The sequence below is a fragment of the Flavipsychrobacter stenotrophus genome (assembly GCF_002954265.1).
Lineage (GTDB): Bacteria > Bacteroidota > Bacteroidia > Chitinophagales > Chitinophagaceae > Flavipsychrobacter > Flavipsychrobacter stenotrophus.
Window position 1 is genome coordinate 438997 of the sequence record NZ_PPSL01000002.1, and the last position, 26979, is coordinate 465975.

30 protein-coding genes and 1 tRNA gene are annotated in these 26979 nt (G+C 43.0%); 22 read left to right on the forward strand and 9 right to left on the reverse strand.

The features are described from left to right. Positions 1-182: 182 nt before the first annotated feature. The 9 genes from CJD36_RS06905 (at position 183) to CJD36_RS06945 (ending at position 7577) form a co-directional block, all read left to right on the forward strand. Positions 183-716: a 5-formyltetrahydrofolate cyclo-ligase gene (locus CJD36_RS06905; RefSeq protein ID WP_105038404.1), complete on the forward strand. Its 534-nt coding sequence runs from the start codon at positions 183-185 to the stop codon at positions 714-716. A 112-nt stretch (positions 717-828) separates the two neighbouring features. Further along, positions 829-1371 (forward strand): pyridoxamine 5'-phosphate oxidase family protein, encoded by a 543-nt coding sequence (locus CJD36_RS06910; protein WP_105038405.1) that lies wholly within the window; start codon positions 829-831, stop codon positions 1369-1371. 356 nt (positions 1372-1727) lie between these two features. After that, entirely contained in the window at positions 1728-3446 is a 1719-nt protein-coding gene (locus tag CJD36_RS06915; RefSeq protein ID WP_105038406.1) for a tetratricopeptide repeat protein, read from the forward strand. Positions 3447-3837: 391 nt separating this feature from the next. Beyond that, positions 3838-4395 (forward strand): GNAT family N-acetyltransferase, encoded by a 558-nt coding sequence (locus tag CJD36_RS06920; protein ID WP_105038407.1) that lies wholly within the window; start codon positions 3838-3840, stop codon positions 4393-4395. Between the two features lie 134 nt (positions 4396-4529). Continuing rightward, complete coding sequence (locus tag CJD36_RS06925) at positions 4530-4829, forward strand: hypothetical protein (protein ID WP_133162533.1); 300 nt, start codon at positions 4530-4532, stop codon at positions 4827-4829. A 221-nt stretch (positions 4830-5050) separates the two neighbouring features. Continuing rightward, positions 5051-5121: transfer RNA gene (locus tag CJD36_RS06930), tRNA-Trp, on the forward strand. Positions 5122-5233: 112 nt separating this feature from the next. Then, positions 5234-5431, forward strand: coding sequence for a preprotein translocase subunit SecE (gene secE, locus CJD36_RS06935; RefSeq protein WP_105038409.1), 198 nt, complete (start codon positions 5234-5236; stop codon positions 5429-5431). A 9-nt stretch (positions 5432-5440) separates the two neighbouring features. Continuing rightward, positions 5441-6055, forward strand: a complete 615-nt coding sequence (gene nusG / locus CJD36_RS06940) for a transcription termination/antitermination protein NusG (RefSeq protein WP_240609316.1) — start codon at positions 5441-5443, stop codon at positions 6053-6055. A 202-nt stretch (positions 6056-6257) separates the two neighbouring features. Beyond that, positions 6258-7577 (forward strand): citrate (Si)-synthase, eukaryotic, encoded by a 1320-nt coding sequence (locus tag CJD36_RS06945; protein ID WP_105038410.1) that lies wholly within the window; start codon positions 6258-6260, stop codon positions 7575-7577. Positions 7578-7740: 163 nt separating this feature from the next. Here the strand turns inward: CJD36_RS06945 and CJD36_RS06950 are convergent, their stop codons facing one another. Both CJD36_RS06950 and CJD36_RS06955 read right to left on the reverse strand, forming a co-directional pair. Continuing rightward, the gene (locus tag CJD36_RS06950) at positions 7741-9114 is read right to left on the reverse strand and encodes a TIGR04222 domain-containing membrane protein (protein WP_105038411.1); all 1374 of its coding nucleotides are present in this window, start codon (positions 9112-9114) and stop codon (positions 7741-7743) included. 53 nt (positions 9115-9167) lie between these two features. Continuing rightward, positions 9168-9947: a hypothetical protein gene (locus CJD36_RS06955; RefSeq protein WP_105038412.1), complete on the reverse strand. Its 780-nt coding sequence runs from the start codon at positions 9945-9947 to the stop codon at positions 9168-9170. Positions 9948-10181: 234 nt separating this feature from the next. Here CJD36_RS06955 and CJD36_RS06960 point away from each other — a divergent pair, with 234 nt between their 5' ends. Beyond that, positions 10182-11156: a deoxyhypusine synthase family protein gene (locus tag CJD36_RS06960; protein WP_105038413.1), complete on the forward strand. Its 975-nt coding sequence runs from the start codon at positions 10182-10184 to the stop codon at positions 11154-11156. A 99-nt stretch (positions 11157-11255) separates the two neighbouring features. Here CJD36_RS06960 and CJD36_RS06965 read toward each other — a convergent pair whose 3' ends face one another. Genes CJD36_RS06965 through CJD36_RS06980 form a run of 4 tightly spaced genes read right to left on the reverse strand, consistent with a single transcriptional unit; the run spans position 11256 to position 13200 of the window. After that, a complete protein-coding gene (locus tag CJD36_RS06965) occupies positions 11256-11801 on the reverse strand; it encodes a hypothetical protein (RefSeq protein WP_105038414.1) in 546 nt (181 codons plus the stop codon). 46 nt (positions 11802-11847) lie between these two features. Further along, a complete protein-coding gene (locus CJD36_RS06970) occupies positions 11848-12315 on the reverse strand; it encodes a hypothetical protein (RefSeq protein ID WP_133162534.1) in 468 nt (155 codons plus the stop codon). A gap of 9 nt (positions 12316-12324) precedes the next feature. Beyond that, a complete protein-coding gene (locus tag CJD36_RS06975; protein ID WP_105038416.1) occupies positions 12325-12774 on the reverse strand; it encodes a hypothetical protein in 450 nt (149 codons plus the stop codon). 9 nt (positions 12775-12783) lie between these two features. Then, the gene (locus CJD36_RS06980; RefSeq protein ID WP_105038417.1) at positions 12784-13200 is read right to left on the reverse strand and encodes a hypothetical protein; all 417 of its coding nucleotides are present in this window, start codon (positions 13198-13200) and stop codon (positions 12784-12786) included. Between the two features lie 155 nt (positions 13201-13355). Here CJD36_RS06980 and CJD36_RS06985 point away from each other — a divergent pair, with 155 nt between their 5' ends. Then, positions 13356-13757 (forward strand): DUF1573 domain-containing protein, encoded by a 402-nt coding sequence (locus tag CJD36_RS06985; RefSeq protein ID WP_105038418.1) that lies wholly within the window; start codon positions 13356-13358, stop codon positions 13755-13757. A 77-nt stretch (positions 13758-13834) separates the two neighbouring features. Here the strand turns inward: CJD36_RS06985 and CJD36_RS06990 are convergent, their stop codons facing one another. Next, complete coding sequence (locus tag CJD36_RS06990) at positions 13835-14593, reverse strand: hypothetical protein (protein ID WP_105038419.1); 759 nt, start codon at positions 14591-14593, stop codon at positions 13835-13837. Between the two features lie 144 nt (positions 14594-14737). Between CJD36_RS06990 and miaE the strand changes: the two genes are divergently transcribed. The 11 genes from miaE (at position 14738) to CJD36_RS07045 (ending at position 24780) form a co-directional block, all read left to right on the forward strand. Then, positions 14738-15343, forward strand: a complete 606-nt coding sequence (gene miaE / locus CJD36_RS06995) for a tRNA-(ms[2]io[6]A)-hydroxylase (protein ID WP_105039037.1) — start codon at positions 14738-14740, stop codon at positions 15341-15343. A gap of 187 nt (positions 15344-15530) precedes the next feature. Next, positions 15531-16061, forward strand: coding sequence for a hypothetical protein (locus CJD36_RS07000; RefSeq protein ID WP_133162535.1), 531 nt, complete (start codon positions 15531-15533; stop codon positions 16059-16061). 146 nt (positions 16062-16207) lie between these two features. Then, complete coding sequence (locus CJD36_RS07005; RefSeq protein WP_161499238.1) at positions 16208-17677, forward strand: LptF/LptG family permease; 1470 nt, start codon at positions 16208-16210, stop codon at positions 17675-17677. Next, entirely contained in the window at positions 17667-18320 is a 654-nt protein-coding gene (locus tag CJD36_RS07010) for a phosphatase PAP2 family protein (RefSeq protein WP_133162536.1), read from the forward strand. The genes CJD36_RS07005 and CJD36_RS07010 overlap by 11 nt, the downstream gene beginning before the upstream one ends. A 28-nt stretch (positions 18321-18348) precedes the next feature. Further along, positions 18349-19989, forward strand: coding sequence for an ArnT family glycosyltransferase (locus tag CJD36_RS07015; protein ID WP_105038423.1), 1641 nt, complete (start codon positions 18349-18351; stop codon positions 19987-19989). A gap of 345 nt (positions 19990-20334) precedes the next feature. After that, a complete protein-coding gene (locus tag CJD36_RS07020) occupies positions 20335-20976 on the forward strand; it encodes an NAD(P)-binding domain-containing protein (RefSeq protein WP_105038424.1) in 642 nt (213 codons plus the stop codon). Between the two features lie 107 nt (positions 20977-21083). Next, positions 21084-21653 carry a pentapeptide repeat-containing protein gene (locus CJD36_RS07025; RefSeq protein ID WP_105038425.1) on the forward strand — a complete coding sequence of 190 codons (570 nt, stop codon included), beginning with the start codon at positions 21084-21086 and terminating at the stop codon, positions 21651-21653. Between the two features lie 137 nt (positions 21654-21790). Continuing rightward, entirely contained in the window at positions 21791-22057 is a 267-nt protein-coding gene (locus tag CJD36_RS07030; RefSeq protein WP_105038426.1) for a hypothetical protein, read from the forward strand. A gap of 146 nt (positions 22058-22203) precedes the next feature. Further along, positions 22204-23415, forward strand: a complete 1212-nt coding sequence (gene coaBC, locus CJD36_RS07035) for a bifunctional phosphopantothenoylcysteine decarboxylase/phosphopantothenate--cysteine ligase CoaBC (protein ID WP_105038427.1) — start codon at positions 22204-22206, stop codon at positions 23413-23415. Then, positions 23396-24322 (forward strand): type IX secretion system protein PorD, encoded by a 927-nt coding sequence (gene porD, locus CJD36_RS07040; protein ID WP_105038428.1) that lies wholly within the window; start codon positions 23396-23398, stop codon positions 24320-24322. The genes coaBC and porD overlap by 20 nt, the downstream gene beginning before the upstream one ends. Beyond that, positions 24319-24780 (forward strand): DUF4296 domain-containing protein, encoded by a 462-nt coding sequence (locus CJD36_RS07045; protein ID WP_105038429.1) that lies wholly within the window; start codon positions 24319-24321, stop codon positions 24778-24780. The genes porD and CJD36_RS07045 overlap by 4 nt, the downstream gene beginning before the upstream one ends. Positions 24781-24855: 75 nt before the next feature. Here the strand turns inward: CJD36_RS07045 and CJD36_RS07050 are convergent, their stop codons facing one another. Together CJD36_RS07050 and CJD36_RS07055 are read right to left on the reverse strand one after the other, a co-directional pair. Next, positions 24856-25578: an SDR family oxidoreductase gene (locus tag CJD36_RS07050; protein WP_105038430.1), complete on the reverse strand. Its 723-nt coding sequence runs from the start codon at positions 25576-25578 to the stop codon at positions 24856-24858. A 162-nt stretch (positions 25579-25740) separates the two neighbouring features. Continuing rightward, on the reverse strand, positions 25741-26931 hold the full coding sequence (locus CJD36_RS07055; protein ID WP_105038431.1) for a pyridoxal phosphate-dependent aminotransferase: 1191 nt from the start codon (positions 26929-26931) through the stop codon (positions 25741-25743). Between the last annotated feature and the right edge of the window lie 48 nt (positions 26932-26979).

Consider the following 26979-nt stretch of genomic DNA (forward strand, 5'->3'; position numbering starts at 1 on the left):
ACATTTGTATAACCAGTAGTGGGCGTATTGAATTTTGCTGAGATGTGAAAGGGCGCGAACCTAAGGGCGCGCGATGAAAAAAGAGAGCAACATGTGCTACAAACCTCTTTCAGCTGCGGCCGTAATGACGTACGAGCCAATAATATCATAGAGGTACCACTGGCATTTCCTAAATACACACCATGACAGAAAAGAAGGAACTACGTAAAGAGATGCTTGCCAAACGCGATGCGCTGGCAGGTGATGAAAAAGAAAAGTATGATGTGAATATCTGTGCACAGATAGAAGCCATTATAAAGGCGCGTGATGTAAAAGTGGTGCATACTTACCTGCCCATGGGTAGTGAGATAAACATCAATCCTCTTATAGAAAAAATGCTTGCTGCCGGCATCACTGTTGTTAACCCCAAGGCGCTAAAGCAGCGTAAACTGCAAAACCTTGTATTAAATTCATTGAGCGAACTGGAAGAGGGTATATATGGCACACAACACCCGGCAGGCGGAAATGAGTATAACGGAGATATAGATCTGTTTGTGATTCCCGGGCTTGCGTTTGATACAAACAATTACAGGCTTGGGTATGGGTCGGGGTATTATGATACGTTTCTGGTTACTCCGCCCAATGCTTACAAGGTGGGCATCTGCTACCCTTTCCAGGTTGTAGACAAAGTACCGACGGAAACACATGATGTGCAATTAGATAAAGTAGTCTGGTAAAATGGTGGTGGTTTGTAATTTAATTAAGAAGATAATCACCTCCTCTTCAAAAGGAGAAGAGTGTGAGATGTATGTTTCGTGTAGATTTAACGTATAAAAATAAACATGTACTATGGGTAAGTTCAGCGACTCTATTCTTGAGCAACACAAAGAGTTCATTGAAAAGCAAAAGATGTTCTTTGTAGGTACGGCACCCCTAAGTGCTGGCGGGCATGTTAATCTGTCGCCCAAAGGATTAGATTCATTCAGAGTGTTATCACCAACACTTGTAGCTTATATGGACCTGGTGGGTAGTGGCAATGAAACGTCGGCACACATAATGGAGAACGGGAGAATAACGTTTATGTTCTGCGCATTTGATGGCCCGCCTAACATACTAAGATTATACGGAACGGGCCATACAGTGCTACCGTCTGATACTGAATGGGCGGCTTTGTCTCCTCATTTTGAAATAGAGCTGGGTACAAGGCAGATAATTGTAGCCGACATATACAAAGTACAGACATCATGCGGATTTAGCGTGCCGCTGTATGATTATAACGGCGAGCGTGATTTTGCACAAAAGTGGGCGGCTAAGAAAGGCGCGAATGGATTGGAAGCCTATAAAGCAGAGAAGAATATTGTGAGCCTGGATGGATTGCCGGCAAGGGTGTAGGAGACTTGGGAATTAGCATTCTTAATTATTGAATGGTTTCCCTCAGTATTTAGTATCCGAAGGTATTTGACTTAGTGATGACGGCCATTTAGTACTTGCGTATTCCTATGCCAGTATTACACCCATCCATTACGCAATATGTTGAGCATCATTGATGTCGCAGGCAGATATTGCTGTGCAGCCAGCCTTTTATTAATAATCGATATTGCAATCATGATTAATATGAAAAATAAAGTAATTTCACGCAAGTGCAAAGTAATTTTTCTATTTTTGAAGCTTAGTTTTTGCATTACCTGCCCTGCACTAATCTTCTAATTATCAACCATTTTGAAAACATACAAAAACGTATATAAAAATTGAAGCATAATACTGCACAAAAGCAGCCTGGTAGAGCAATTGTAAAAGGTGATGTACAGAAAAAAGGCACTTTCCCTCAAAACAATGGACAGATCATTGTCAATCTACCTGTCTTGTGGCTGGCTTTAGCTGCACTCCTGGTTTACGTCCGCACCATAGGATTTGGATTCACAGAACTGGATGATTCCATCTTTATCCGTGAGTTTCATGAATATAATGAAAACCTGGCCAACCTGGCTACATCATTTCATCGTGGCCTCTTTGACGCAATCAAGGATCCATACTTCAGGCCAGTATTTTTAGATAGCATGGTGGTCAACTACCTGTTTGCCAAGCAAAATATACTTGGCTATCACCTTGTGAATGTTGCGCTGCATGTAGGATCAGTAATAATGCTGTATAATGTATTTGTACGATTGAGAATAAGGAAACTTCATTCGTTTATCATTACACTTATGTTTGCTGTACACCCTGTGCTTTGCCAGGCAGTAGCGTGGATACCGGGGCGTAATGATACGTTACTGGCATTATTCAGTTTTTCTTTCTTCTACTACGCGATAGATTATTCTGACTTCGGCAAGATAAAAGATCTGTTATTATCCATACTCTTTTTACTGATCGCCTATTTTACTAAAGAAAGTGCTGTATTTGTTCCAGTAGTAGCGTTTGTAATGTTTGTATTGGTGATTGGTGATAAGTGGATCTCTAAAAACAAGATGGTATTGTATGGCAGCTGGGTAGCATGCTTTCTGATCTGGTATGCAGTACGGTCGCAGGCATCTAACATACAGGCAGGTAATAATCCCAACATTGGCATAATGGTGACAGATTTTATTCACCGCCTGCCGCTTATACCACAATATATAGGTAAGATCCTGCTTCCTGTAAACCAAAGTGTATTTCCTATGCAGGAAGACACATCGATGAAGTATGGCATCATAGCGATTATTATGTTAGCGGCCTCTCTCTTCCTTTCTAAAAATGTGAACTGGAAAATAGTCATTGCAGGAGCGGTAATTTTCATGCTATTCCTCATTCCCGCCCTGCTCGTACCCAACAATCTTAACGAGCAAACATTTGAACACAGGTTGTACCTGCCTATCATTGGTATTCTGATCATATTTACTGAAACGTTTCTTTTTAAAAGGCTTATAGATTCCCAAACAGTGCTATATGGATCGATATTGTGTGTGGTATTTTCGGGGATGAACTTTGCCTACCAGGGTAATTTTTCCAGTCCGTATATTTTCTGGACCAATGCAGTTGAAACATCGCCGCATTCGGCCTATGCCGCTATGATGCTAGGTGCGCGTGAAGATAATCTGGCGAAATCTTATGAACTATTTCACCGCTCCTACAAACTTGATCCGAAGCAGAAGTACATTAACTACTATTACGGAATGATGTTGCAGAAACAAGATTCTGTGATCGCCTCTGAGCCCTACCTGCTGGCAGAAAAAGCGAATACAGATTTTGTGGAAGTTGATTTTTACCTTGCAAGGGTGGCTATGACCAAAAATGATACCACGGGTGCCATGAACTACCTAAAGAGCTACCTGAAAAGGATGCCCACAAGTGAGCCCGCCAATAATAATCTATTGCTGATGTACATTAATAAGGGCCAGATAGCTGAAGCGAAAGCACATACAGCACATATGAGCCAGATGGGGATGAGGGTGCCGGATGAGATTGTGAGGATATTGAATGGGGTGCATTGATAAAGTTAAAAGTCAAAAGTATGAACCTAAAAGTGGATTTATAGTATCATTGGTAAGGTGAGAGTAGCTTATATAGACGTCCGATACCTACGGCATCGTTTTCCTGTTTTTATCTTGTTTTCTTTAGACAAGTCATCCCAACCTATGGTTGGGACCATAACGTCGTACTAATTTGACTTCAAAATTATACCAGACGCAATAACCACCTCCCCCAAAGTTCCGGCAGAAAAAGCCGAAACTTTGGGTACTCCTCCTTCAAAAGGAGGAGAGTGGTTGACGTATTCAAAAAGTGTGAAATTGACGTCCTTTGGCATCAATCGATATCCGCATGATACCTCTATCTGAAGTTTGATGTAGCGGATATTATTTATCTGTTTCATTATCTTTGGATATGCACCCTTTACATACCACCATACCTTCTACGATCATTCATTCCGAAAGGCTTCTGTTGAAGGCGCTGACGCCGGGTGTGATGAATCTTGTCTATACAACGTTGCCTGACGAGCATATAAAAATATTTCTTGGACTTACAGAGGCTGAGCTGCTCACAGAGCAGGGCAAATTTCAGAAAGGGCTAACTATGCATAATCGTTCGTTCCGTAATTTCCTGCTGATTGATAAGGCGGATGGCAATGTGATAGGCAAGTGTGGTTTTCATACCTGGTACCCCGACCATAGCCGTGCAGAGATAGGCTATAACATGAACAACGATGAGGTAAAGGGCAAGGGGTATATGAAAGAGGCTTTCAGGCCTATACTTAATTATGGTTTTGAAACAATGAAGCTGAACCGCATTGAGGCATTTATTGGCCGCAGGAATGAAGCATCTCAACGATTGGTGAAGGGTTGCGGGTTTGTGGAAGAAGGAGTGATGCGGGAGCACTATTGTAAGAATGGGATTATTGAGGATTCTGTTTGTTTTTCATTGTTGAGGAGGGAGTTTATATGAATTTGAAGAAGCTAATTGTATATACTGTATCCGTGTTTTCTTTTAACGTATGCACCGGACAGACTGTTAGCGATAAATGTGATCTGCTTAAAGCTATTCTCCACCACCCGGAAGTGAGACAGCGCTGCTGGTCAATGAAACACACAGAATTGCCGTTAATTGTTAATGATAGGGACTTTCTCTTTTACGGATGCACTGACAGCATAGACGGACGACAATTAAAGATAACACATGACACCTCGCACTATACTGTTTATGATACACGCTTAAAAGAAGATAAAAGTCGCAAAACAATTTTTGTGCTGCGGGAGCCAGGAGATAAAAAACTGGAGTTTAAAGTATGGGATCCTATGACGAATGCTTACATAAGAATGGCTTTCAGAAAAGTGAAAGGAAAGTATGTGGCATTAAAACATGAGGTGAGCCATTTTTGAAATTAAAAGAGGTTACTGTTGCTCCCCTTTCGTGATCGGATTAACAACTATTGGTATAACGTATTACTTATGTAAACATTAGAGCGCGGAAAAAAGTTCCTATGCTTTCCAAAAAAAGTGGTCTTTTCAAAAAGTTAGCGTATATTTGCCATCCGTTGCGAGAAAGTCAAAAGGTTTAAACTTTTGACTTTTTGATTTAACTGACGTTTTGAGTACCAAAAACGGGCATAGTTCAACGGTAGAATAGAGGTCTCCAAAACCTTTGATCGTGGTTCGAATCCGCGTGCCCGTGCTGAGTATTACCTGTTAACTTACTTATGGAGGTTAACAGGTAATTATTTGTTTTGAAAAGCATTTTGACCGGCCCTTAACCAGCTGATCTTCAATATTTTAACTTTAATAAAATGAGCAAATTAGGTAATTACATACAGGAAGCATACGACGAGTTGCTGCACAAAGTTAGCTGGCCTTCATGGGATGAGCTACAGCAGACCACTATGATCGTATTGGTAGCGTTGCTTATGGTAACCGGTATTGTATGGGGTATGGACTTTGGTATAAAGGCTGTCCTTACATTTATTTATAACTTATTAGCCAAGTAAAGAGTAACAATGATGGACGAAGTTATAGAAAACCAGAACTCACTGCCCGTTCCCGAAGAAACAGCTCCGGTAGCGCCACCACAGGATACCAAATGGTATGTAATACGTGTGGTAAGTGGCAAGGAAAGGAAAATAAAGGAATTGATAGACAGGGAAGTGAAGATCTACAACTGGTCTAAATCAGTAGTACAGGTTCTTTGCCCTGTTGAAAAGGTTTTCAAGGTAGTTGCCGGTAAGAAGGTATTGCGTGAAAAAACATTGTACCCTGGTTACATATTGCTTGAAGCGGTTGATGGTAAGCTTACAGACGATATAGCACACGCTATAAAGAATGTATCGAACGTTATTCACTTTCTGGGTAAGGAAAACCCTACAGCACTGCGTAAATCTGAAGTGAACAAGATGTTTGGTAAGATGGACGAAGTTAGCGAGCAGGGCATATCTTACGCAGATCCGTACATTATGGGCGAGACCGTGAAGATAGTAGATGGTCCTTTCAACGATTTCAACGGTACTGTAGAAGAGGTGAACGACGAGAAGAAGAAGCTGAAGGTAGTTGTAAAGATCTTTGGCCGTGCTACACCGGTAGAGCTGAACTACAGCCAGGTAGAAAAAATAGCCTAAAATTAATTTATCATATAAGATTAGAAACCTCATCCTTACAGATGAGGTTTTTTAATTACATGGGTTTTAAAATACCATTATAGAAAAAAACTGTGTTTATGTACACAAAATTTGCATTTTCTACAGTTGGCGTTATCACAGTTTTATTACCTTTGTATCCTATTTTTCACATTCTGGTCACCGCACATAATTTAATAGTAACATGGGCTACGTAAAAGACCTCTTCAAAGAAAAGGCCGACGCACAAAACAAAGAGATCAAAAGTATTTTAGAGCAACATGGCAACATGAAGATCGAGGATGTAACGCTTGCCCAGGTGTACCAGGGTATGCGCGGCATTACAGGCCTTGTTACCGAAACTTCTCTGCTGGACTCTAATGAGGGTATCCGCTTCCGCGGTTATTCCATTCCTGAGTTGAGGGAGAAATTGCCAAAGGCAGAAGGTGGTAACGAGCCATTGCCTGAAGGTCTGTTTTATCTTATGTTGACAGGTGAAGTGCCGTCTGGTGAAAATGTAGAGCACATATCTTCTACATGGGCGCGTCGTTCACATGTACCTAACCATGTATTTGATGTTATTGAAGCATTTCCGGTTTCTACCCACCCTATGACTCAGTTCACAGCGGCGGTACTGGCGTTGCAGACAGAATCTAAATTTGCTAAAGCATATAACGAAGGCATCAGCAAGAAGGAATACTGGTCTTATGTGTATGAAGATACCATGTCTCTTATTGCCCGCCTGCCACGTATAGCTGCTTATATCTACCGTCGTAAATATAAGGGTGGTGAACATATTCACCCGGATGGTATGCTGGACTGGAGCGCCAACTTTGCGCACATGCTGGGTTATGATGATGAGAGCTTCAAGGAATTGATGCGCTTATACATGGTGATCCATGCAGACCACGAAGGCGGTAACGTATCTGCTCATGCTACTCACCTGGTAGGTTCAGCACTGAGCGATCCTTATTTGTCTTTTGCAGCTGGTATGACCGGTCTTGCAGGTCCATTACATGGTTTGGCTAACCAGGAAGTAATTCGCTGGATAGAAGATATGTGTAAAGAACTGAACTCTGACGCCCCTACAAAGGCTCAAATAGCAGACTATATACAGAAGACATTGGTAGCAGGTAAGGTAGTACCGGGTTATGGCCACGCAGTATTGCGTAAGACCGACCCACGCTTTACCGCTCAGATGGAATTTGCTAAAACGCACTGCCCTAACGACCCTACTGTGCAGACAGTATGGAATGTATATGAAGTAGCACCGCCAATATTGGAGAGCACCGGAAAGATCAAGAATCCATGGCCTAACGTAGATGCACACTCAGGTGCATTGCTGAAGCACTATGGCCTGATAGAAGAAGAGTTCTACACAGTACTGTTTGGTGTGAGCCGTGCATTGGGCGTATTATCTAGCCTGTGCTGGGATCGCGCTTTGGGCTTCCCATTGGAGCGTCCAAAATCAATCACTACGGAATGGGTGAAGAAGTTTATAGCTAAAGGCGAAGCAGTAGCTTAAAAATAAAAAGTAAAAACTTAAAAGTAAAAAGCACGCGGTTAACACTGTGTGCTTTTTTGTTTTTAGGAACAAGCGGACAGGCAAGGCAAAAAAATAGCATCAGTTATATCTGATGCATCGAATTGGCAATTATTACTTCTAAGTCCTAAGTTTTTACTTTTAATCAGCTTCCTCCACAACCTCCGCAACCTCCACCGCATCCGCCTCCATCACCGCCGCTGCAACCACCTCCCGAACTTCCACTGTCTCCTCCGTAGAATTGGTTGTTATAGTCGGTTCTCATGTGGCTGTAGAGTGGCAGAATAAGTAGTGGTGCTATTCCGTAGAGGATGACCTGGTTGGTTATGTCTGTTTCCAGTGCTTCGGGCAGCTCTGATTCTGACCGCAGTGTGTTGTTGCATACCGGATGGAACTTATTTGCATGACGTAGGGTTAGGGCTATAAACCCAAAGGCGATCAGCAGTCCAAAGAGAAAGCCTGTAGGTTTGTCATTACTCTCTCCTTGTATGAAGCGCAGTATACCTATTGCGGCTGTTATTGCTATTAGCCAGTTGGCCTTGCTTACCTGGTTGTCGTACTCATCCTTGAGTGTTAGCAGTCTTATTTCTACCCCACCAGCCACATACAGGGCCACTTCTTTAAGCCGGGCTGAGGCTATGGTAAGGTGGTCTATGTTCTTCAGAGATTCGGCGAGTGGATGATCGTACCCTTCCATCTTGTCGTAGTTGATATTGTAGGTTTCTGTGCCTATCAGCGTTATGATTTCCTTGTCTATCAACTCTACCACCATCAGTAGGGCTATTCGCTCTGTACCTCCGCTTAGCCAGGCTTTCTCGTACTTAGTGAGGTCGTGATACTTATTATTCAGGATGTGTTTCAGTAACTTCTTTTTTCCTGCCGCCCAATCTGCCTGTAGCGATATGGTACAGATAGCAAGCGTAATGAAGAAAACCAGGAAGTGTGGTCCCGAGAGATGGAAGGGATTGGGCTGCCAGAAGATAAGAGTTATCAGCACAAAGGGGATAAGTAGTACAGCGAATTTTGCATAGTTTATATGTTCTGCAAAAGGCTTTTGTTCTTCCTCATACTCCGGCACTTCTCTGTGCTTTTGCCCGGGCCATATATGCTCTGGCGGGTAGTGGCCGAAGGCGTCGTTATAAAGCTCGATGGTTTTGTCGTACCAGTCGCTGTGCTTTGCATTTTCATCCGCTCCTCCCTGCGATGGGTAATGGTGAATGTCTTTGTGCAGGGTGTTTTTGCAGAACCTTATCCAGTAGTCTGTGGTATAGGTAAGGTGCTGGTGCCATACTTCATCTACTATTTTACTGGGTGATGCACCTGTGGGAGATATGCAGCAGAGGTAGATGAACTTCTTGTACTCTTCTATGGCCTGCCGCGTGAAGCTCTTTGTCCAGCCTTGCTCTGCGGCAAGTTTGGCGGAGAAGGGATGCGCTGCATCGGGGTTATCAATAGGATAGGCGTCTATCCTGCTCCAGAGCGGATCTGCGAGGTAGTTGTGTGTGTTTGTGTTGTTCATAATTGTTTGTTTTAATCGTTCGATGTTTCATTTTTTGCTTTTGTCTATTTAAATCATTTATCTGTTAGTTGTTCCTGCACTTCATCGTCGGCGCTTGGGTCCATAAACCCGCTCTTTACAAGGTTGTCGTGATACCAGATGAAGGTTAGTCCCAGTGTGCCCCACCGCAATAACTGATCGCGACTCTCTGTCGATAAGTTACTCTCGTGATAGGGAGGTTCTATCTTGTAAAAGGCATTGTAAGTGTTGTTGTAGTTATTGGCCCTGAAGATGGCCAGGAAGAGAAGTGTAATTATTGCTGTGTTGATGAGTGGAAGTAGTGCATCATGTTGCATGAATAGCTGCTGTATGAATTTTGCAAATCCCGGCACTATGCAGAGCAGCGGTACAATGGTGGTATTCGTCCACTTGTTGTATGCTTCTTTTATTCTGCTGAGGTGGTATGGAAGATCATCTGTATCGTGGAGCCGGTTAGATAGTGCTCTGCGTTTTGCATTTAGTGCCAGGTGTGTGGTAAGGGCACTGCAGATGAAGTAGATAATGTAGAACTTGTAAAACTGATCGTCAGGAAGGTCAAACGGTGATATTTCTTTGAAGATGTGCTTACTGATGATGAAGGGAAGTAGCAGTATTAACCATCTTATTTTGTTGCCTGACTCAAAGAACGAAGGCGGGGAGTGTTTGTCGCAATTTTCAGTTGGAGGGCTTCCGGGTGGCTGATAGTTTCTGCCCGGAGAGGCTGTTGGTCCGTGTGGCCAGGACTGTTGTAGCCTTAAGATGCCCGCCGAGAATGTGTAAGGGCCGGTGTCTGTGATCGTTTTGTAATTACTCATAATTACTTGATGAAATTAGAAAACTAATTTGACAATTCGGCAATTTGACAATTCGACAATTACATGAATTAACAATTACTTAATGGCTTAATTACGGTGATTGGCGTGTTGGATTAAACAGTAAACACACCATTATCACATTGCCGAATTGTCGAATTGTCAAATTTCATTAAGCCATTGAGCCATTTCGAAATTCAGCCATTAATGTTTTACCTTTACAGCCAATTTTATAATATGAACAAAGGACCGATCTCCCAATTTATACAGCACCATTACCGTCACTTCAATGCGGCGGCACTGGTAGATGCTGCTAAAGGTTATGAAACACACCTGCTTGAAGGTGGCAAGATGCTGGTATCGCTTGCGGGCGCTATGAGTACTGCCGAGCTGGGTATCTCTTTCGCTGAAATGATCCGCCAGGATAAGGTGGCTATCATCAGTTGCACAGGTGCCAACCTTGAAGAAGATATTATGAACCTTGTAGCGCATACGCACTACAAGCGCGTACCTAACTACCGCGATCTTACTCCTGAGCAGGAGTTCGAATTGCTGGAAGGTGGCTTTAACCGTGTAACTGATACTTGTATACCAGAGGAAGAAGCTTTCCGCCGTATACAGAAGCACATCTACAAAATATGGAAAGATGCTGACGATAAGGGCGAACGCTACCTGCCGCATGAGTACATGTACAAGTTGCTGCTTAGCGGTGCTATGAAAGAGCATTACGAAATAGACACCAAGCATAGCTGGATGATAGCTGCTGCTGAGAAGAATATTCCTATCATTTGTCCGGGTTGGGAAGATAGTACCATGGGTAACATCTTCGCATCTTATTGCATTAAGGGCGACCTTAAGCCATCTACGATGAAGAGTGGTATCGAATACATGATGTGGCTGACAGAATGGTATCGCGCTAATTCAAGTGGCAAGGGCGTGGGTTTCTTCCAGATAGGTGGTGGTATAGCAGGTGACTTCCCGATATGCGTAGTGCCTATGATGTACCAGGATCTTGAGTGGCATGATGTTCCGTTCTGGAGCTATTTCTGCCAGATAAGCGACAGTACTACCTCTTATGGATCATACAGCGGTGCAGTACCTAATGAGAAGATCACATGGGGCAAGCTGGATATCCATACACCTAAGTTTATAGTAGAAAGTGATGCTACTATTGTAGCTCCACTGATCTTTGCTTATTTGCTGGGATGGTAGTTATCTAAGTTGAAAGTAAAAAGTGAAAACTTGAAAGTGGTTTATATCACAAGAAAGCGGCGGGTAATACCTGCCGCTTTCACTTTTGTATAATTACTGCTACTTTTTCTTTACAGTATCATCAGGATGCCATTCCGGAGCTACATCACCCATTATATTCAATCGCCGCTCCACCGCACTCTGCGAGGTATCAACCGGAATCAGATGCTTCGTCACTTTATTAGGCGCAGGCCTTGTTGCAGGCTTCCCCATTATCACCGGACGATGCTTGCCATCGTCAATGATCTTTGCTTTGCCCTGTGTCTTTTTGTTCTGGGCTATTGCGGTATCAACATCGCCTACCGATATCAATCCAAATGCCAATAGGAATATAGCTACCCACTTACTGTATAAAGGTGCTCTGGCAACGCTTACAGCGTATATGACCGATTCACTTTCTTGCGGTCCTAGTTGTGCTGCAGTGAATCTGCCACACGTACGCCCGGTACCCTGCTCCTGCAGATACTGTAATATAGCATCGGGTTCCCAGGCAGTAAAATCTATAACAGTTTTACTACATTGTGCACAGTGCCTGCCATTACCATCGGGCATCATCTGCTCCCATGATTCATTGCATGGTTTAAGTATACGGAGTGAGTATTGCATAACGTTGCTTTTTTATAAGATGCAATGGCATGGGCTTTCCATAAAATTATACCTTTTGCTTTTTCAACCTTTGCCATTTCCATGCGGCTATGGTGCCCTTTATCATAAATATAACTACAACAAGCCTTGTTAGCCATATTGCAACATTAATATTCAGGAATGTTGCATCAAAAGTCTCAAAGTACATAACAACGTCTATAATTGCAGTAATGTCAACAACAAAATACGCGATAGCACTAATGGAAAGAATGAACATTAATATACGTGGCCAGAAAAAGCTGCCAATCGCCATTAGCAATACTATCGTCAATATTGCCAGGTAAATATATTCGGGCCTCATTGCAAGATAAGAAACACTATGCCCATCCCCCAGTACATCGTTTATACGAAAGGCCTGGTGCTGCCACAAAAAACATACATAACCAAGCAGCACTATCCTGGCCACCTTACCTTGTCGCGCAAGTTGCTTCAGTTGCTGCGTCATGTCATACCTTTCGTGATCTATAATATCCATAGTGATAGTTTAGTTTATCATTTCCTTTCTCAACCTTTGCCATTTCCATGCGGCTATGGTGCCCTTTATCATAAACACGTTGATTACCAACTGCACTAATATACTCAATATTGCCACCAAGCCCGGCGACGTACTTCCGTAGATCATAGTAGTAACAACGGTTATTGAATAAGCCAGCGCACCAAACAATGTGAATGACGTGAGCAGCACCAATGGTATAAATGGCTTAACATAGCTTAACCCAACAATGAGCAATACTACAGCCAGCACACCTATCTGCAGCCAGATAGCACTACTGTTGCTATAGCCAAATTTAGCGCTAATAGACATAGATATAATGGCCCCAACCATGGCCATCAAAGCCATACCAAACGTTATGATCCTCGTAGCGTTTATCTGCCTGTTGTACTTTTTCAGCAATAGCTTTTGTTCTTCTTCTTTTTCTTCAAATATGTCCATGGTGGTAGTTTAAGAGCTCAGTTCCTTGTTCAAAATTTCATATTTTCTTGCACTTATGGCGGCTCGTACCATTATTGCGGCAACCACAAGTTGCGGTATCAATATCGGGGATTCGGGTATAATGCCGGCATTTGTTATCGCATCATAAAATACAAGCAGGAAAAACAAGAAGCTGAGGATGGAAATGATGACAAATGAGATAAAGGGCTTTTTGTAGCTCAGCGCTGCCAGTCCCAGAAATATTGTACCTGTTATCACTACCAGCATCAGGTCTGTATACATAGCGAATTTAAGCGAAGCCACTATGCCCGCTGTCAAAACAACCGCCATCAACAGGTATATCACCACTCTGCCGGTGGTCATTTGCTTATTGTACTTCTGTAATAGTCGCTGATTTTCTTCTTGCTGAAGGTCTATAAGATCCACTAATTTGCTTTTTCAGCAATTTAAATAATCCCTATTAATCCGGCTTGTATTATTTTTGGCACAGCATTTGCCTGTTATACTTCAATTAACAAAACATTTCAAACGGAGTTATTAATTTTCAGGTCTTAAATACACTAAACGAAGAAAACATTTTTATGAAAAAACTCATTCTTACACTGCTTTGCATCCTTACCGGTTTTTCGGCTGTAGTATTTGCTCAAGGCGACACACGTGCCCAGTTTAAATTTAAAGGTGGTGAGACCCACGATTTCGGAAAGGTAAAGAAAGGCCCTGTTGCCGAGCATACCTTCGAATTTGTGAACACAGGTAAAGAACCTTTGATCATTAACGACGTTACCCCATCTTGCAGCTGTACTAAGGTAGAGTGGGATAAGCAACCAATTTTACCGGGTAAGGTAGGCCACATCACCCTTGGTGTAAAAACATCAGAACTTACAGGTGTATTCAACAAGAGCGTTTATATTCGTTCTAACGCTGTAGTGCCTAACGGCGAAAAGCGTTATACTATTTACCTGAAGGGTGAATCGGTAGAATAATTAAAGACTAAACAATATAGAAACGGCGCGCATTCCAATAGAATGCGCGCCGTTTTGTTTTATATAATTAAGGATCTTTAAGGTACAATACCAGTACCCGTCATAGAGCTGGCACTTACCGCAGTGTAAACAGTTTTGCCTGTCCCTAGGTCTTCATAGGAAGAGGCATCACTCACTGCATATCCATAAGCTGCATAGTATACGTTGGCACCAGAAGTAAGTCCTGCATTAAGCAGATCTTGTTTAGGTATCAATAAAACAGCACGCGGTACATTAGCACCAATAGACCGGGAATATGATAGCAGGTAATTGGCCGGCATATTATTTACAGTAGAGGTGCTATTCAGAAAGAGGATACAGTTTCTTACCCTTGAGTCTGTAGCAAATGTCATTACTACAGAGTCGCCGGTTCCGCCCGCCATAGTATACACAGTTACGGCCGTAGGGCTAAAGTTTGGAATTGCAGATAACTTGATATCTCTGTTGAGCGTGTCAGCAAGAAACTGAAAGTTATTCAGGCGCGTATCTGCATAACCCGAATTGGTTGCAGATATTGTATAAGATCCTGTCTTCGTACCACCAAAAATGTAGTATCCGACTGCATCTGCAGCCACTGGTGCACCACCGCTTAAGGACAGCTGTGTATTGCCAAGGCCGGTAAGCACCTTACTGCCATACTGGTCAAAAAGACTTATGTGGCCGCTTATAGCACCGGTATAAGTTGGTCCTGCAGGACCAGTGGCACCAGCAGGACCTGTATCGCCCTTCTTGGTGCAAGACGTAAACGCCACTGCAATGCCCAGGGCAAGCATGTAGGTTAAATTTATTTTGCGCATAAAATCATTTGATTATAAGCAATTTAGATTGGGCAGATTAGATTAAGTTTAACGAGAATTAAAAAATAAGTTACCCACGGTTTTGAGAAGAGAAGGTATATGTCATGGATTATGAACTTTCATTTTTCTACTTTTGCAGCAATTATGAGTACCGCAGAAAATACTATACTTGGCTTAAAACTTCCTACCGACCCACGCTGGGCCGATCTGGCGTCTATCTCTATCAAAGACATTCTTATAGATCATGCTTTTTGCGAGATGAAAGCGGCTACGCAATGCGTGACCCTTATATCGCGCTATGCCGACAAGATAGAGCTGGTGAATGCATTATCGCCGGTGGTTACTGAGGAGTGGGGACACTTCCGTATGGTGTGGGCAGAAATGAAAAAGCGCGGGTATAGCCTTGGGCCGCAGCGCAAAGACGAATATGTAAATATGCTGTTGGAACGTGAACCCAAACATGGCAACCACGGCAACGATAAGTTGCTGCAAAAGCTGATGATCTTTGCATTGATAGAAGCACGCAGCTGCGAAAGGTTCAGGTTGCTGCACGAAAATCTCGAAGACCAGGGACTTCGTGATTTCTACTATAAATTTATGATCTCAGAAGCCGGCCATTACCGTATGCTTATAGACCTGGCAGAGGTGTACTACCCTGTAGAGCGTGTGCGAGAGGCGTGGGCATGGTGGCTGAAGACAGAAATAGAAGTACTGGCGCTGTTGGAGCCGAGGGGTGACAGAATGCACTAAAAAGTAAAAACTTAAAACTCAAAAGTAAAAAGTGTTTTGGTCAACATTCGGATTGACAACTTTTTAGAAAGTTGTCAAATCTCCTGCACATACGATAAGTACACCCATAAATTATACCCTCAATTAATTTTATTATGTATTTTTATATGCGCAGCTAATGGCTGGCCACACACTTAATATCCATTTTATGAAAAACATATTGATACTCGCTTTGCTTTTCGCCGGCAACACTGCTTTTGCACAAGACTATTGCAAACAGGTTAAAAAGGAAGTAACCGAGAACAACACTTCATTTAATTACGAATCTCCTTATAAAGAGGACTCATTGCCACTGATACGTGTGGTGAGGAACTACAGCACTAACCCTGAAGCTGATTTCGACAACTTCAGCCTGATATTTGCCATACCATGTGAGTTTAGCGACCTACTTGTTCCGGGTGCCAGCGGAGAAACAGAGAAGGAGGAGCAGGGGGTGGTGATAGAATTTGATGACAAGACCAAACTGGAAGATGACATTACCGTAACGCACAATAAAAAAGGGGATGGCACAGCCATGAGGGTGCTCTACTACCCTGTGAATGGCGATAACATTAAGCAGCTCACCACTAAGAAGATCATATCCTTCAAACTGGCTACAGCGCAGTCGGTAGTGTCTCCTGAATTAGCTACTGCCATCCAGAAATATGTGACTTGCATAAGGGATGTAAAGAAAATGTAGGTAGTAGTTGCCTTTCAAAAAATCAACAAAGCGTTAAATCATTACATTTATTGTAATTAATGCCTGTTTTGCCGTTTATAGGTAGGGCACCTGGCTACCCGTTTTAGCCTATAATGTGTAGATTTGCCCAGTAAATTTTCAATGTATTGTTCAAGAAGCTCGACATATTAATTATTCGAAGTTTTATCGGGCCTTTTGTCATTACCTTCTTCATAGCGCTGTTCGTATTGGTTATGCAGTTTTTCTGGCTCTATATGGACGAATTGATAGGCAAGGGCCTAAGCATATGGATGATAGTGCAGTTGCTCATGTATATGTCGGCCACGCTGGTGCCGCTGGCATTGCCGTTGAGTGTGTTGCTGGCATCTATCATGACGTTCGGCGACATGGGTGAGAATTTTGAGCTGGTAGCAATCAAGTCCTCCGGCATTTCACTACTTCGCTTCCTGGCACCGTTGGGCGTATTTATTCTACTGGTTACAGGTGGGGCGTTTGTATTCAATAATAATATCATCCCGGTTGCTAACCTTAAGGCACTGTCGTTGCTATACGACGTACGTAACTCCAAGCCCACACTAAATATTAAACCCGACCAATTCAATAACGATATACAGGGTTATTCTATAAGGGTAGGCAGTAAGGATGAAGATGGCTTTACCATTCACGACATTATCATTTACGACCACACCGACATGGTGGGCAATAACAAGGTGATCATAGCCAAAGAAGGCCAGATGATGCCTACTGCCGATAAACAAACACTTATATTCAGACTAAAAGATGGCTGGAGATATGAGGAGAATTATAAGGGGGGAATGCATGATGCTGAGTATCCACAAACGAGAATGCACTTTGCCAAATGGGATAAGGTATTCGACCTTTCTTCATTCAACTTTACCCGTTCTAACCAGGATCTGTTTAAGAATGCTTACCAGATGATGGATGTAAAGCAGCTCTATGAGGTTCTGGACAGCTTTGACCGGAATAGTGACATGAGTTATAAGGCCATTACGTCTTATGTAGCGCCCTACATGACCTTCAACAACAAGCTGAAAGAAGATTCACTGTTGAAAATAAAACTGGCAGGGGTAAAGACACCGGCAAGGGCGTACGATAGCTCATTCCTTAAGCTGATACCGGAAGATAAGCGCCTGGTAATGATGCAGACAGTAAGTAATAATATGCGCAACCTGAAGGCGTTGATGGACAATAACTGCCTGAATGAAAAGCTGCAGAAAGAAAAGACGATGCAATTCTCTGTAGAGTTTCACCGCAAGTTCGCGTTGTCTTTTGCGTGTATGTTGCTGTTCCTTATTGGTGCCCCCATAGGCGCTATCATCCGCAAGGGTGGCCTTGGTCTGCCATTGGTGTTTGCCGTAGTGTTCTTTATCACCTTTCATATATTGAACATCACGGGCGAAAAACTGGCAAAGTCGAGCTCTTTACCACCATGGGCAGGTATGTGGATGTCTACATTTATTATGGCGCCTATAGCCATATGGCTGGTCATAACTGCCACTAACGATTCACAGATCTTCAATAAGGAATTGTACCTGCGTGCATGGCGTAAGGTAAGAGGTTACTTTCCTTCAAAAAAATCTGCCCTTGCAAAATAAATTCAGGATCATATACAGGCCTTGGTTCCATTTGCCGGCATTGCTGTGGGTAATTGTTGGCGCTGTTCTGCTACTCACTTTCAGTAAACGGGAGCTCTTTGCGGCAGTTAATGGCTCCTATACCCCCTTCCTGGATAAGATCATGTTTCCGGTTACCCATTTGGGCCAACCGGAGGTAATCATACCTACCCTATTGATCCTCATTGCGTTGCCCCGCTTCAGAAACTGGTGGTATATACTTACAGCTATTGCATGCAACATTACCCCGCTACTCACGCAGCAGATAATGAAGCAGATATTCTATCATCCGCGCCCGCTGAAGTTTTACCAGCATGCCGACTGGATACACTTTATTAAGTCCGACTGGCCGGAACTTACAGGCAATAATAGTTTCCCCTCGGGCCATAGCCAGGGTGCATTTAGTTTCTTTTGTTTTCTAACTTTGTTACTGCCTGCCAGATACAGAATGGCCGGCAGCGTGTTTTTTCTATTAGCCCTCTCCGTTTGCTATTCCCGAATGTACCTTGCCGCTCATTTTTTTGAGGACGTATATACGGGCAGTATCATCGGCGTTATCACAACGACACTAATTTACTCCTTTATGATGCGGTACAGATCGCGCCTGGGAGCAGAGCAATTATAATTGTCACCGGTATTTTTTAATAAGGCCAATGCCTAACTATATAAAATATTTCATCATCACCATTGCAGGTTGTCTGCTGTTCCTGCCATTTCTTGACCAGGTGCATCTATTCGACTGGGATGAGATCAACTTTGCGGAGTGCGCCCGCGAAATGATCGTATCTAAAGATTACCTGCGTGCGCAGATAGACTTTATGCCTTTCTGGGAGAAGCCACCGGTATTTATATGGATGCAGGTAATAGGCATGAAGCTGTTTGGCGTAGGCGAATATGCAGCCCGTTTCCCAAATGCGGTAATGGGTATAGTTACACTGATCACCCTCTACTATGCCGGCAAAAAGGTAATGAATGAGAAGATGGCAACATGGTGGGTACTACTCTACGCTGCAAGTTGGTTACCACACTTCTATTTCAAGACAGGTATCATTGACCCCACTTTCAATTACTTTATTTTCCTTGCTTTCTTTCAGCTGCACCTGCTAAAATTCTCCGCAAAGAAATCACTACATGCTTTACTGGCAGGGCTCTTCCTGGGTATCGCCGTTTTGACCAAAGGGCCTGTGGCCATATTGGTAGCGGGCCTATCGTTCGCAGTTTATGTGCTACTCAACAGAGGCATGAATGGCTATAAGGTCAGGGATCTCATTATCATTACGTTTAGTGCCATGATACCGTTTGCACTATGGCTGGGAGCTGCAGTTGCTACTTATGGATTGAAGTACGGCAGCTGGTTCATGACAGAATTTCTTACTTACCAGGTAAGGTTGTTCCGCACAGAAGATGCCGATCATGGCGGGCCTTTCATTTATCACTTTATTGTATTGCTTATCGGCTGCTTCCCGGCTACAGCATTTCTCTTTCAGTACTCAAGAAAGCGCAGTCATGATGCCGCTAATTCCCGCGATTTCAGCCGCTGGATGTGGGTAATGTTCTGGGTGGTACTTATCCTGTTCTCAATTGTAAAGACCAAGATAGTCCACTACTCTTCGCTTTGTTATTTCCCGCTTACCTACCTGGCAGCCGTGCAACTATACCGGCTTACCTATGAAGGTATGAAGATGAAGAAAGGCGTGAAGATCACACTCATTGCAACTGCCTGCATATGGGGACTGGTGCTTTTACTGCTACCAGTAGTTGGCATCAACAAACAAGCCATCATTCCACTTATAGAAGACCCGTTTGCAGTAGCCAACCTTGCCGCTGACGTGCATTGGAGGTATACTGAATGTATATGGGGCGGGCTATACATAATTGCTACCTGCACTGCCATTGCCATGATGAAGAGAGATTTCAGAAAAGGAATGATCACCCTCTGTCTGGTACAGTTAGTTATCATACAGGTAACCATACTACATTTCACGCCCAAAATAGAGACCTATTCACAGCGCGCTGCCATAGAGTTCTTCAAGAGTTTTGAAGGTAAGGAAGTTTACATACTACCGTTGGGCTATAAAAGCTATGCTAATATCTTCTATGCCCGCAAACCGTTATTTGCTAATAAGGAATATTATAAGGACGGTAAGATAAACGAAGCATGGCTGATGAATGGTACGGTAGACAGGCCCACATACTTTATAAGCAAAATACAGAACGCGCAGCAGTATAAGGCAATGCCGCAAATGACCTATTTAGGCGAAAAAAATGGTTTTGTTTTTTTTAAGCGCAATTAAACTTTTCTCGTATTCCCCTATTTAAAGGTCATTTACCCCAATTTTATTTTACCAGATAGATTTATTAAAACACAGTATACTTTTTTATATGTATAAAAATGTACCTGCTAATTCATTGCCATTTTTTGGTAATTCAAAAGCGGTATTCGTACATAGAATACTGATTTGGGTCAGTTTTTTTTAGCAATTTCTATTCCTATATTTGTATAAATACTTCCTTTCTCGCCTCGAAAACGCGATCATTTTTTGCTCTTTGGTTGTGGTATATCTACTACCAAAAAGATTCAGAGTAACAAATAATTGTCCTCCCATAAGAACATTATATTATTTCAATTAAATCAGAGGATGATGGAGTACAGATCTTACGTATCATTGAACATTGCAATTATTGGCAACACCAAAATGAGTCATGCACTTTCCAGTGCATTCATTAATGTAGGTCATCAGGTCTTTATGGCTAATACCGAAAGGGAGATGGCCGGCAGCCTGCCGGAACCGGAGCAGCAAGGCGACATACATTACTGCAGTATAGAAGATGCTGCAGCAGCGGCAGATTTCATAATGATCTGTACGCATGCAAGCGAAGTGCGTGAAGTAGCCTACTGGTTGGGAGATGTCAGAAGAAAGGTGATCGTTGATCTTACTGTAAATGTGCCTAACGGAAATACTACCAATATTAATACTATAGGCGCCATCAATTCTATTACCGGTTCAGAGCACATTGTAAAGCTATTGAGTCTATACAATCATGAGCAGCTGTTTAAACCCCTTTTTGGTGGCAAACCCGCACAGGTAGTATTGGTGGGTGACAGTAGAAAAGCAAAGGAAATGGCAAAGATCATTTGTAAAGAATTGAGTGTAGATAAATTTCATGATTTCGGCGGAACAGAAAATATTGCTTTGTTCGACGAATTGTCAAAATGCTGCAGATCTATGATCAAAGTAAATTATACGCAACCGCAACTGACAAAAGTGAGTAAGAGATAATTGAAGTGATATACAAATCAGTAAAAGAGCAGGCACCACAGCCTGCTCTTTTACATTTTCTCCGGGCACTATTAATTGATACTTTTACTCTAAAAACAGCAAGTACAATGAACAACTACATTGAAGGGGCTACAATAGAAAATACTGACTTTACAGAACAGTCACTCGCCGGCAATGAGTATACAAACTGCGAGTTCATCAACTGTAACTTTACAAACTGCGACCTTAAGAATACCGATCTTATTGAGTGCACTTTTAAAGGGTGCAATTTCTCACAGGCTATTTTGAACAATACAGGTATAAAGGGAGTTCAATTCACTTCCTGCAAGTTAATAGGGATCAATTTCCAGGTTTGCAGCGACTTTCTTTTCTCCATTCAGTTTGCAGATTGCCAACTGGATTACGCATCTTTCTTCCAAAAGAAAATGAAGAAGACACTATTTAGTTGCTGCTCAATTAAAGAAGCAGACTTTGAAGAGACCGATCTTACAGAAGCAGTTTTTACCAATTGTGATCTGCTCCATACTAGCTTTAATAAGACCATTCTGGAAAAAGCTGATCTAAGAACTGCCTATAACTATTCGCTTGACCCTGAGCTAAACAGGATCAAAAAAGCGAAATTTTCTCATCACGGAATCAGCGGGCTGTTAAGCAAATACGATATTGTTATCGACTAACCCCAAATTAGGTGCTTTGTTGACATCATTGCTCATAGAGAGAAATTGCGTTGAGTTCCTTCTTTATTGACGCTCATTATTTTGCGTATCTGGCACATTTTTTTGGCTTTGACAGGTATAATCAAATGGGCTAAAACATGAAAAAGCCAATCATAACGGCAGCAATGGCAATCTTCTTAATTACAAGTGCCATTGCTCAGGATACTAAAAAGGTGCAGCAGCCAAAGAAAAACATCACAGGGCAGGATTCTACATCTCCTAACAGATCACCTAAGATGATTCCGACAGATACTGCAGGGAAGAGATGGAACAATGTTGCTCCAACCAACAAAAACGGTACAATTCAACCAAAAGGAATAAACCCGGATAGCAGCAGAGTTAACGGCATGCCGCCAAAAATGTAATTGAAAACCCGTAACGTAAAAAGCCCCGGCCATGCAGAGGGTCAGGGCTTTTTCATTTAACGAACAGATATGTTAAACCAACTGAACGCTTGCATCTGCAAAATACTATCTACTATTAACTTTTAGTACCTTGCATACTGTTACTTATGTCTTTAGCAGGAAAAAAGATCGTATTGGCGGTTACAGGTAGCATTGCTGCCTATAAGACCCCACAACTAGTGCGTTTGCTTGTAAAAGCAGGGGCAGAGGTAAAAGTATTGACCACCAGGGCCGCAGCTGACTTTGTGAGTCCACTTTCTTTGGCAACTGTATCAAAGCACCAAGTGCTTAGTGATGTTAGCGATGGAAGTACATGGAACAATCATGTGGAGCTAGGCCTCTGGGCCGATGCTATGCTGATAGCACCATGCAGTGCCAACAGTTTGGCTAAGCTGGCCAATGGACTGTGCGACAACCTGGTATGTGCAGTATATCTTTCTGCACGCTGCCCGATGTTTATTGCACCGGCAATGGATGAAGACATGTGGATACATGCTTCCACACAGGGCAACCTAAAACGAGTACGCTCTTACGGCAATCACATCATTCCCGTAGGCCATGGTGAACTGGCGAGTGGTTTGGTAGGCGAAGGTCGCATGGCCGAGCCGGAGGATATCGTTATATTCTTATCTGATTTCCTTTCCGCGCCAAAGCCTCTGAAAGGAAAAAAAGCATTAGTAACAGCCGGACCTACTTATGAACGAATTGATCCTGTTCGTTTTATCGGCAACTTCTCTACCGGCAAAATGGGCATTGCTATTGCAGAAGAGCTGGCAAACATGGGAGCAGAAGTAACTCTGGTATTAGGTCCTTCTCACGAAAAAACACTTCACCCGCAGGTGCGCACTGTTCGCATAGAAAGCGCCAATGAACTATACATAGAAAGTAGTAAGGCATTTGCACAAGCCGACATCGCTGTGTTGGCAGCAGCCGTGGCAGATTATCGCCCTGAGCAGATGGCTACTGAGAAAATAAAAAAGGCAGATACAGGCTTATCTATATCACTGACCAAAACAGAAGACACATTACTGTCCTTGGGTAAAATAAAAACACCATCCCAAACGTTAGTAGGGTTTGCGTTGGAGACTACAAATGAGTTGGAACATGGTAAGAAAAAACTGGAAGCTAAGAATGCCGACATGATCGTGCTCAATTCATTAAGAGATGAAGGTGCCGGTTTTGGGCATGATACAAACAAGATCACATTACTCACCCGCAATGCCGATCCCGAAAGCTTGCCATTGCTCAGCAAAAAAGATGCCGCCGCGGCAATAGTGAACCATATTTTAAAATTAAGACATGCTGAGAAGACTGTTTAGTATATTGATCATGACTCTTATAAGCCTTGCAGCAACCGCGCAAGAGCTTAACTGTAAGGTGAACATAAATCATGACAAGATAACAGGGGTAGACAATGAAGTGTTTGTTACCATGCAGCGCAGCATAATAGACTTCATGAATGGGCATAAATGGACCAATGACGATTTCGCCACCAATGAAAAGATAGATGTAACCGTATTCATCAACATTACTGGTAATAAAATTAATGGCGACCCGGATGCATATACGGGCACACTAAGCATACAAGCATCAAGGCCGGTATATAGCAGCGGCTATACTACGGCATTGGTCAATTATGTTGACAGAGATCTTGTATTCAAATTCACGCAGTATGGCGCCCTTTCATTCGATGATAACCGGGTAAGTGGAGTAGATGCCATGCAATCTAATCTTACAGCCGTATTGGGCTACTATGCCTACATAATAATTGGGCTTGACTATGATAGCTATGCGTTGGAAGGTGGAACGAACTATTTTAAGAAAGCACAAAATGTGGTAAACAATGCGCCTGAGCAAGGCAAATCTATAAGCGGATGGAAAGCTGTGGAAGGCACCCGCAACCGTTACTGGCTGGCCGATCAGCTGCTCAATACCCGCTTTGCCGATATGCGCAGCTTTTGGTATTCCATGCATCGCGAAGGGCTGGATAGTATGTATACCAAACCCACAGAATCCAGAACCCGCATATTATTTGGTTTAAAGAAGCTTTACAATGTAAACAGGGAAAACCCTACATCTATGCTCATGCAGTTTTTCTTTGCAGCAAAAAGCGAAGAGATCATTCATTTACTTGCGTCAACCCCTAAGTCAGAACGTGGACAGTATATAACATTGCTGAACTCTATGGATGTACCGAATGCACAAAAGTATAACAACCTGAAATGACGAAATACCTTTCATCTTTATTGTTTATAGCATTGCTCTGCCCTGTTTTTAGTTGTAATAAGGAGAACGATGAACATCTGCCTCCTGTGAGAATGGAGCAGGTAATGTTCGACATAAGTATTGCTGAATCTTACAGCACGAAATCGCGCGACAATACCAATTTTGGCGGTGTAAAGAACATGGATTCGTTGGCAGAATATTATAAAGATATCCTGGCGCACCATAAGATCACGCCTGACCAATTCAGACAAAGCCTCACCTGGTATAAAAATCACCCCGATGATATGGATAGCCTGTATACCCATCTCACTTTAAGGGCAGACCAGATAAATGCAGAGGAGAGTCGCAAGAAGAAAGCTGCAGCACCTGCAGTGCCGCCTGCGGTGCAAACGCAAACTATCGCCCCTTCGCCTTCCGGCACAATTAAGCCGCAATCTGGTCCCGCTGTAAAAATCTAATGATGATAGTGAACGTCCTTTTTAGAAAATGCCCGCAATTTGCGGGCATTTTTATTGTAGAAATTCCTAATTGGACTATGGGTTTAGCCTTCCGAATGCGCCCTTCAGATCAGCCTGGCTACCATTGGCCATGGCTTCACTAAAGCCAAAAGTAAGTTCTGTTTTACCTGCCTTCAATTGCTCAAATATCCCCTCAATAAATACGCTCACGGGCGGTGCAGAATCATGTAGTCCCAGCCCACCAAGGTCTGTGTTCAATGCAGGAGGTATGATCTCCACCACCTCTATATTTTTTGCCTGTAGCAGGTAGCGCAGAGACAATGTGAATGAATGGAAGAACGCCTTTGTAGCAGAGTATACCGGTACCTTGGCAAATGGTACAAAGGAGAGACCAGATGTCACATTCATTATAGTTGTAAGCGAAGAAAGCTGCTGAAATAATGTAGTCAAATGGATAGGTGCTTCGATGTTGGTGACGATCTCGTTCTTTGCTTTGTCAAAAAAGTCATCATCTTCTACATTCATCCAGTTCTGTATTCCTGCATTATTCACCAGCACGTTCAAGTCACTATGCTCCGTTGCGATCCAGTTGTACATTTCAGTTCGTTCTGCCTCACTGGAAAGATCGCACACTCTTGTTATTAAAGATGGGTACTTTTCTTTCGCTGCCTGCAATACCGATTCACGCCTGCCGCATATGATCACTGTGTTACCCTCACTAATAAAGCGCTCTGTGAGCCCTAACCCTATACCACTTGCACCACCGGTAATTAGAATTTTGTTGCCTGATAATTTCATAACGTCTTGTTTTAAGTTCTAGGCACAAAGGTGGCACTAAAACGAACAATACTGTTTGCTTAAATCAATCCATTTTTTGCAAAATTCAAATCAATAGTGACTGGTAATAAAAAATGCCCGCTTTACGGCGGGCATTTACTACTCTATGTGCAGTTGTTGTTATTAGCTTAATCTGCTAAGCGCGGCAGCCATACGTGTCATGGCCTCCTGTAGATTGGTCATTGACGTTGCAAACGACAAACGCAAGCAATGCGGATCGCCAAAAGCACTGCCACATACAGTTGTTACATGACCCTTGTTAAGCAGGTACATGCTCATATCCACATCGTCATTGATAACAGTTTCACCATCGCTTTTGCCAAAGAAAGAGCTGATATCCGGGAAGGCATAGAAAGCCCCGTGCGGATAGTTCGCCTTAACCCCAGGCATCTTCTTCAATGCACCTATCACATAGTCGCAACGCTCTTTATAAGCAGCCACCATTTTATGAGTAGGCTCCAGATCACTGAGCAATGCGGTAATAGATGCCCTTTGAGCTACCGAATTAGCGCCCGATGTGCTCTGTGCCTGTAGCTTGTCACATGCCTTTACTATATCCAGCGGACCAGCCATATAGCCAAGTCTCCAGCCGGTCATGGCAAAGCCTTTAGACATGCCGTTGATCACAACAACTCTATCCCTTATCTCTTCAAACTGTGCTATGCTCTCATGGCCACCTACAAAGTTGATGTACTCATAGATCTCATCACTGATGATAGCCACATAAGGATAGCGCTTAAATACCGCTACAAGCCCAGCCAGCTCTTCTTTTGAATACACACTTCCGGTAGGGTTACATGGAGAAGAGAACATGAACAGTTTGGTCTTTGGTGTAATCGCCGCTTCCAGTTGTTCAGGGCTCATCTTGAAATCCTGATCTATGCCACAACGTACATATTTTACAATCCCTCCGGCCATTTCCACCTGCGTGGCATAAGTCACCCAGAACGGTGTAGGTATGATCACCTCATCACCCGGATCTACGATGCTCATCACAGCGTCTATGAGGCTCTGCTTGGCACCTGTTGATACTATTATCTGGTTTGGGGGATAGTCGAGGTTATTATCTCTTTTGAGCTTAATGCTTATCGCTTCCAGCAATTCGGGATAGCCAGCCACAGGAGTGTACTTAGAGTACCCTTCGTTGATAGCCTTAATAGCCGCTTCGTTAATGTGGTCAGGAGTTCTGAAATCAGGTTCACCCAAACTTAGGTCTACTATGCTGATTCCCTGTGCTTTCATTTCCCGGCTCAGCTTGGCCATCTTAATGGTCTGCGGCTCGGAAATGGTATTCAATCTTTCTGCTAATTGCATTTTATTTTCGGAAATGGAAAGCGACAAAGATAAGAAAAGTAGGGGAAG

Coding starts and splice junctions, on each gene's coding strand:
- CJD36_RS07030 (WP_105038426.1), top strand. CDS start 21,791: ATGAAAAAGCCAATCATAACGGCAGCAATGGCAATCTTCTTAATTACA.
- CJD36_RS06950 (WP_105038411.1), bottom strand. CDS start 9,114: ATGAACAACACAAACACACACAACTACCTCGCAGATCCGCTCTGGAGC.
- CJD36_RS06970 (WP_133162534.1), bottom strand. CDS start 12,315: ATGGATATTATAGATCACGAAAGGTATGACATGACGCAGCAACTGAAG.
- CJD36_RS07025 (WP_105038425.1), top strand. CDS start 21,084: ATGAACAACTACATTGAAGGGGCTACAATAGAAAATACTGACTTTACA.
- CJD36_RS07055 (WP_105038431.1), bottom strand. CDS start 26,931: ATGCAATTAGCAGAAAGATTGAATACCATTTCCGAGCCGCAGACCATT.
- CJD36_RS07045 (WP_105038429.1), top strand. CDS start 24,319: ATGACGAAATACCTTTCATCTTTATTGTTTATAGCATTGCTCTGCCCT.
- CJD36_RS07000 (WP_133162535.1), top strand. CDS start 15,531: ATGAAAAACATATTGATACTCGCTTTGCTTTTCGCCGGCAACACTGCT.
- CJD36_RS06955 (WP_105038412.1), bottom strand. CDS start 9,947: ATGAGTAATTACAAAACGATCACAGACACCGGCCCTTACACATTCTCG.
- porD (WP_105038428.1), top strand. CDS start 23,396: ATGCTGAGAAGACTGTTTAGTATATTGATCATGACTCTTATAAGCCTT.
- nusG (WP_240609316.1), top strand. CDS start 5,441: ATGATGGACGAAGTTATAGAAAACCAGAACTCACTGCCCGTTCCCGAA.
- CJD36_RS07015 (WP_105038423.1), top strand. CDS start 18,349: ATGCCTAACTATATAAAATATTTCATCATCACCATTGCAGGTTGTCTG.
- secE (WP_105038409.1), top strand. CDS start 5,234: ATGAGCAAATTAGGTAATTACATACAGGAAGCATACGACGAGTTGCTG.
- CJD36_RS06975 (WP_105038416.1), bottom strand. CDS start 12,774: ATGGACATATTTGAAGAAAAAGAAGAAGAACAAAAGCTATTGCTGAAA.
- CJD36_RS06960 (WP_105038413.1), top strand. CDS start 10,182: ATGAACAAAGGACCGATCTCCCAATTTATACAGCACCATTACCGTCAC.
- CJD36_RS06990 (WP_105038419.1), bottom strand. CDS start 14,593: ATGCGCAAAATAAATTTAACCTACATGCTTGCCCTGGGCATTGCAGTG.
- CJD36_RS06920 (WP_105038407.1), top strand. CDS start 3,838: ATGCACCCTTTACATACCACCATACCTTCTACGATCATTCATTCCGAA.
- miaE (WP_105039037.1), top strand. CDS start 14,738: ATGAGTACCGCAGAAAATACTATACTTGGCTTAAAACTTCCTACCGAC.
- CJD36_RS06905 (WP_105038404.1), top strand. CDS start 183: ATGACAGAAAAGAAGGAACTACGTAAAGAGATGCTTGCCAAACGCGAT.
- CJD36_RS06985 (WP_105038418.1), top strand. CDS start 13,356: ATGAAAAAACTCATTCTTACACTGCTTTGCATCCTTACCGGTTTTTCG.
- CJD36_RS06965 (WP_105038414.1), bottom strand. CDS start 11,801: ATGCAATACTCACTCCGTATACTTAAACCATGCAATGAATCATGGGAG.
- coaBC (WP_105038427.1), top strand. CDS start 22,204: ATGTCTTTAGCAGGAAAAAAGATCGTATTGGCGGTTACAGGTAGCATT.
- CJD36_RS07020 (WP_105038424.1), top strand. CDS start 20,335: ATGATGGAGTACAGATCTTACGTATCATTGAACATTGCAATTATTGGC.
- CJD36_RS06945 (WP_105038410.1), top strand. CDS start 6,258: ATGGGCTACGTAAAAGACCTCTTCAAAGAAAAGGCCGACGCACAAAAC.
- CJD36_RS06925 (WP_133162533.1), top strand. CDS start 4,530: ATGAAACACACAGAATTGCCGTTAATTGTTAATGATAGGGACTTTCTC.
- CJD36_RS07050 (WP_105038430.1), bottom strand. CDS start 25,578: ATGAAATTATCAGGCAACAAAATTCTAATTACCGGTGGTGCAAGTGGT.
- CJD36_RS06910 (WP_105038405.1), top strand. CDS start 829: ATGGGTAAGTTCAGCGACTCTATTCTTGAGCAACACAAAGAGTTCATT.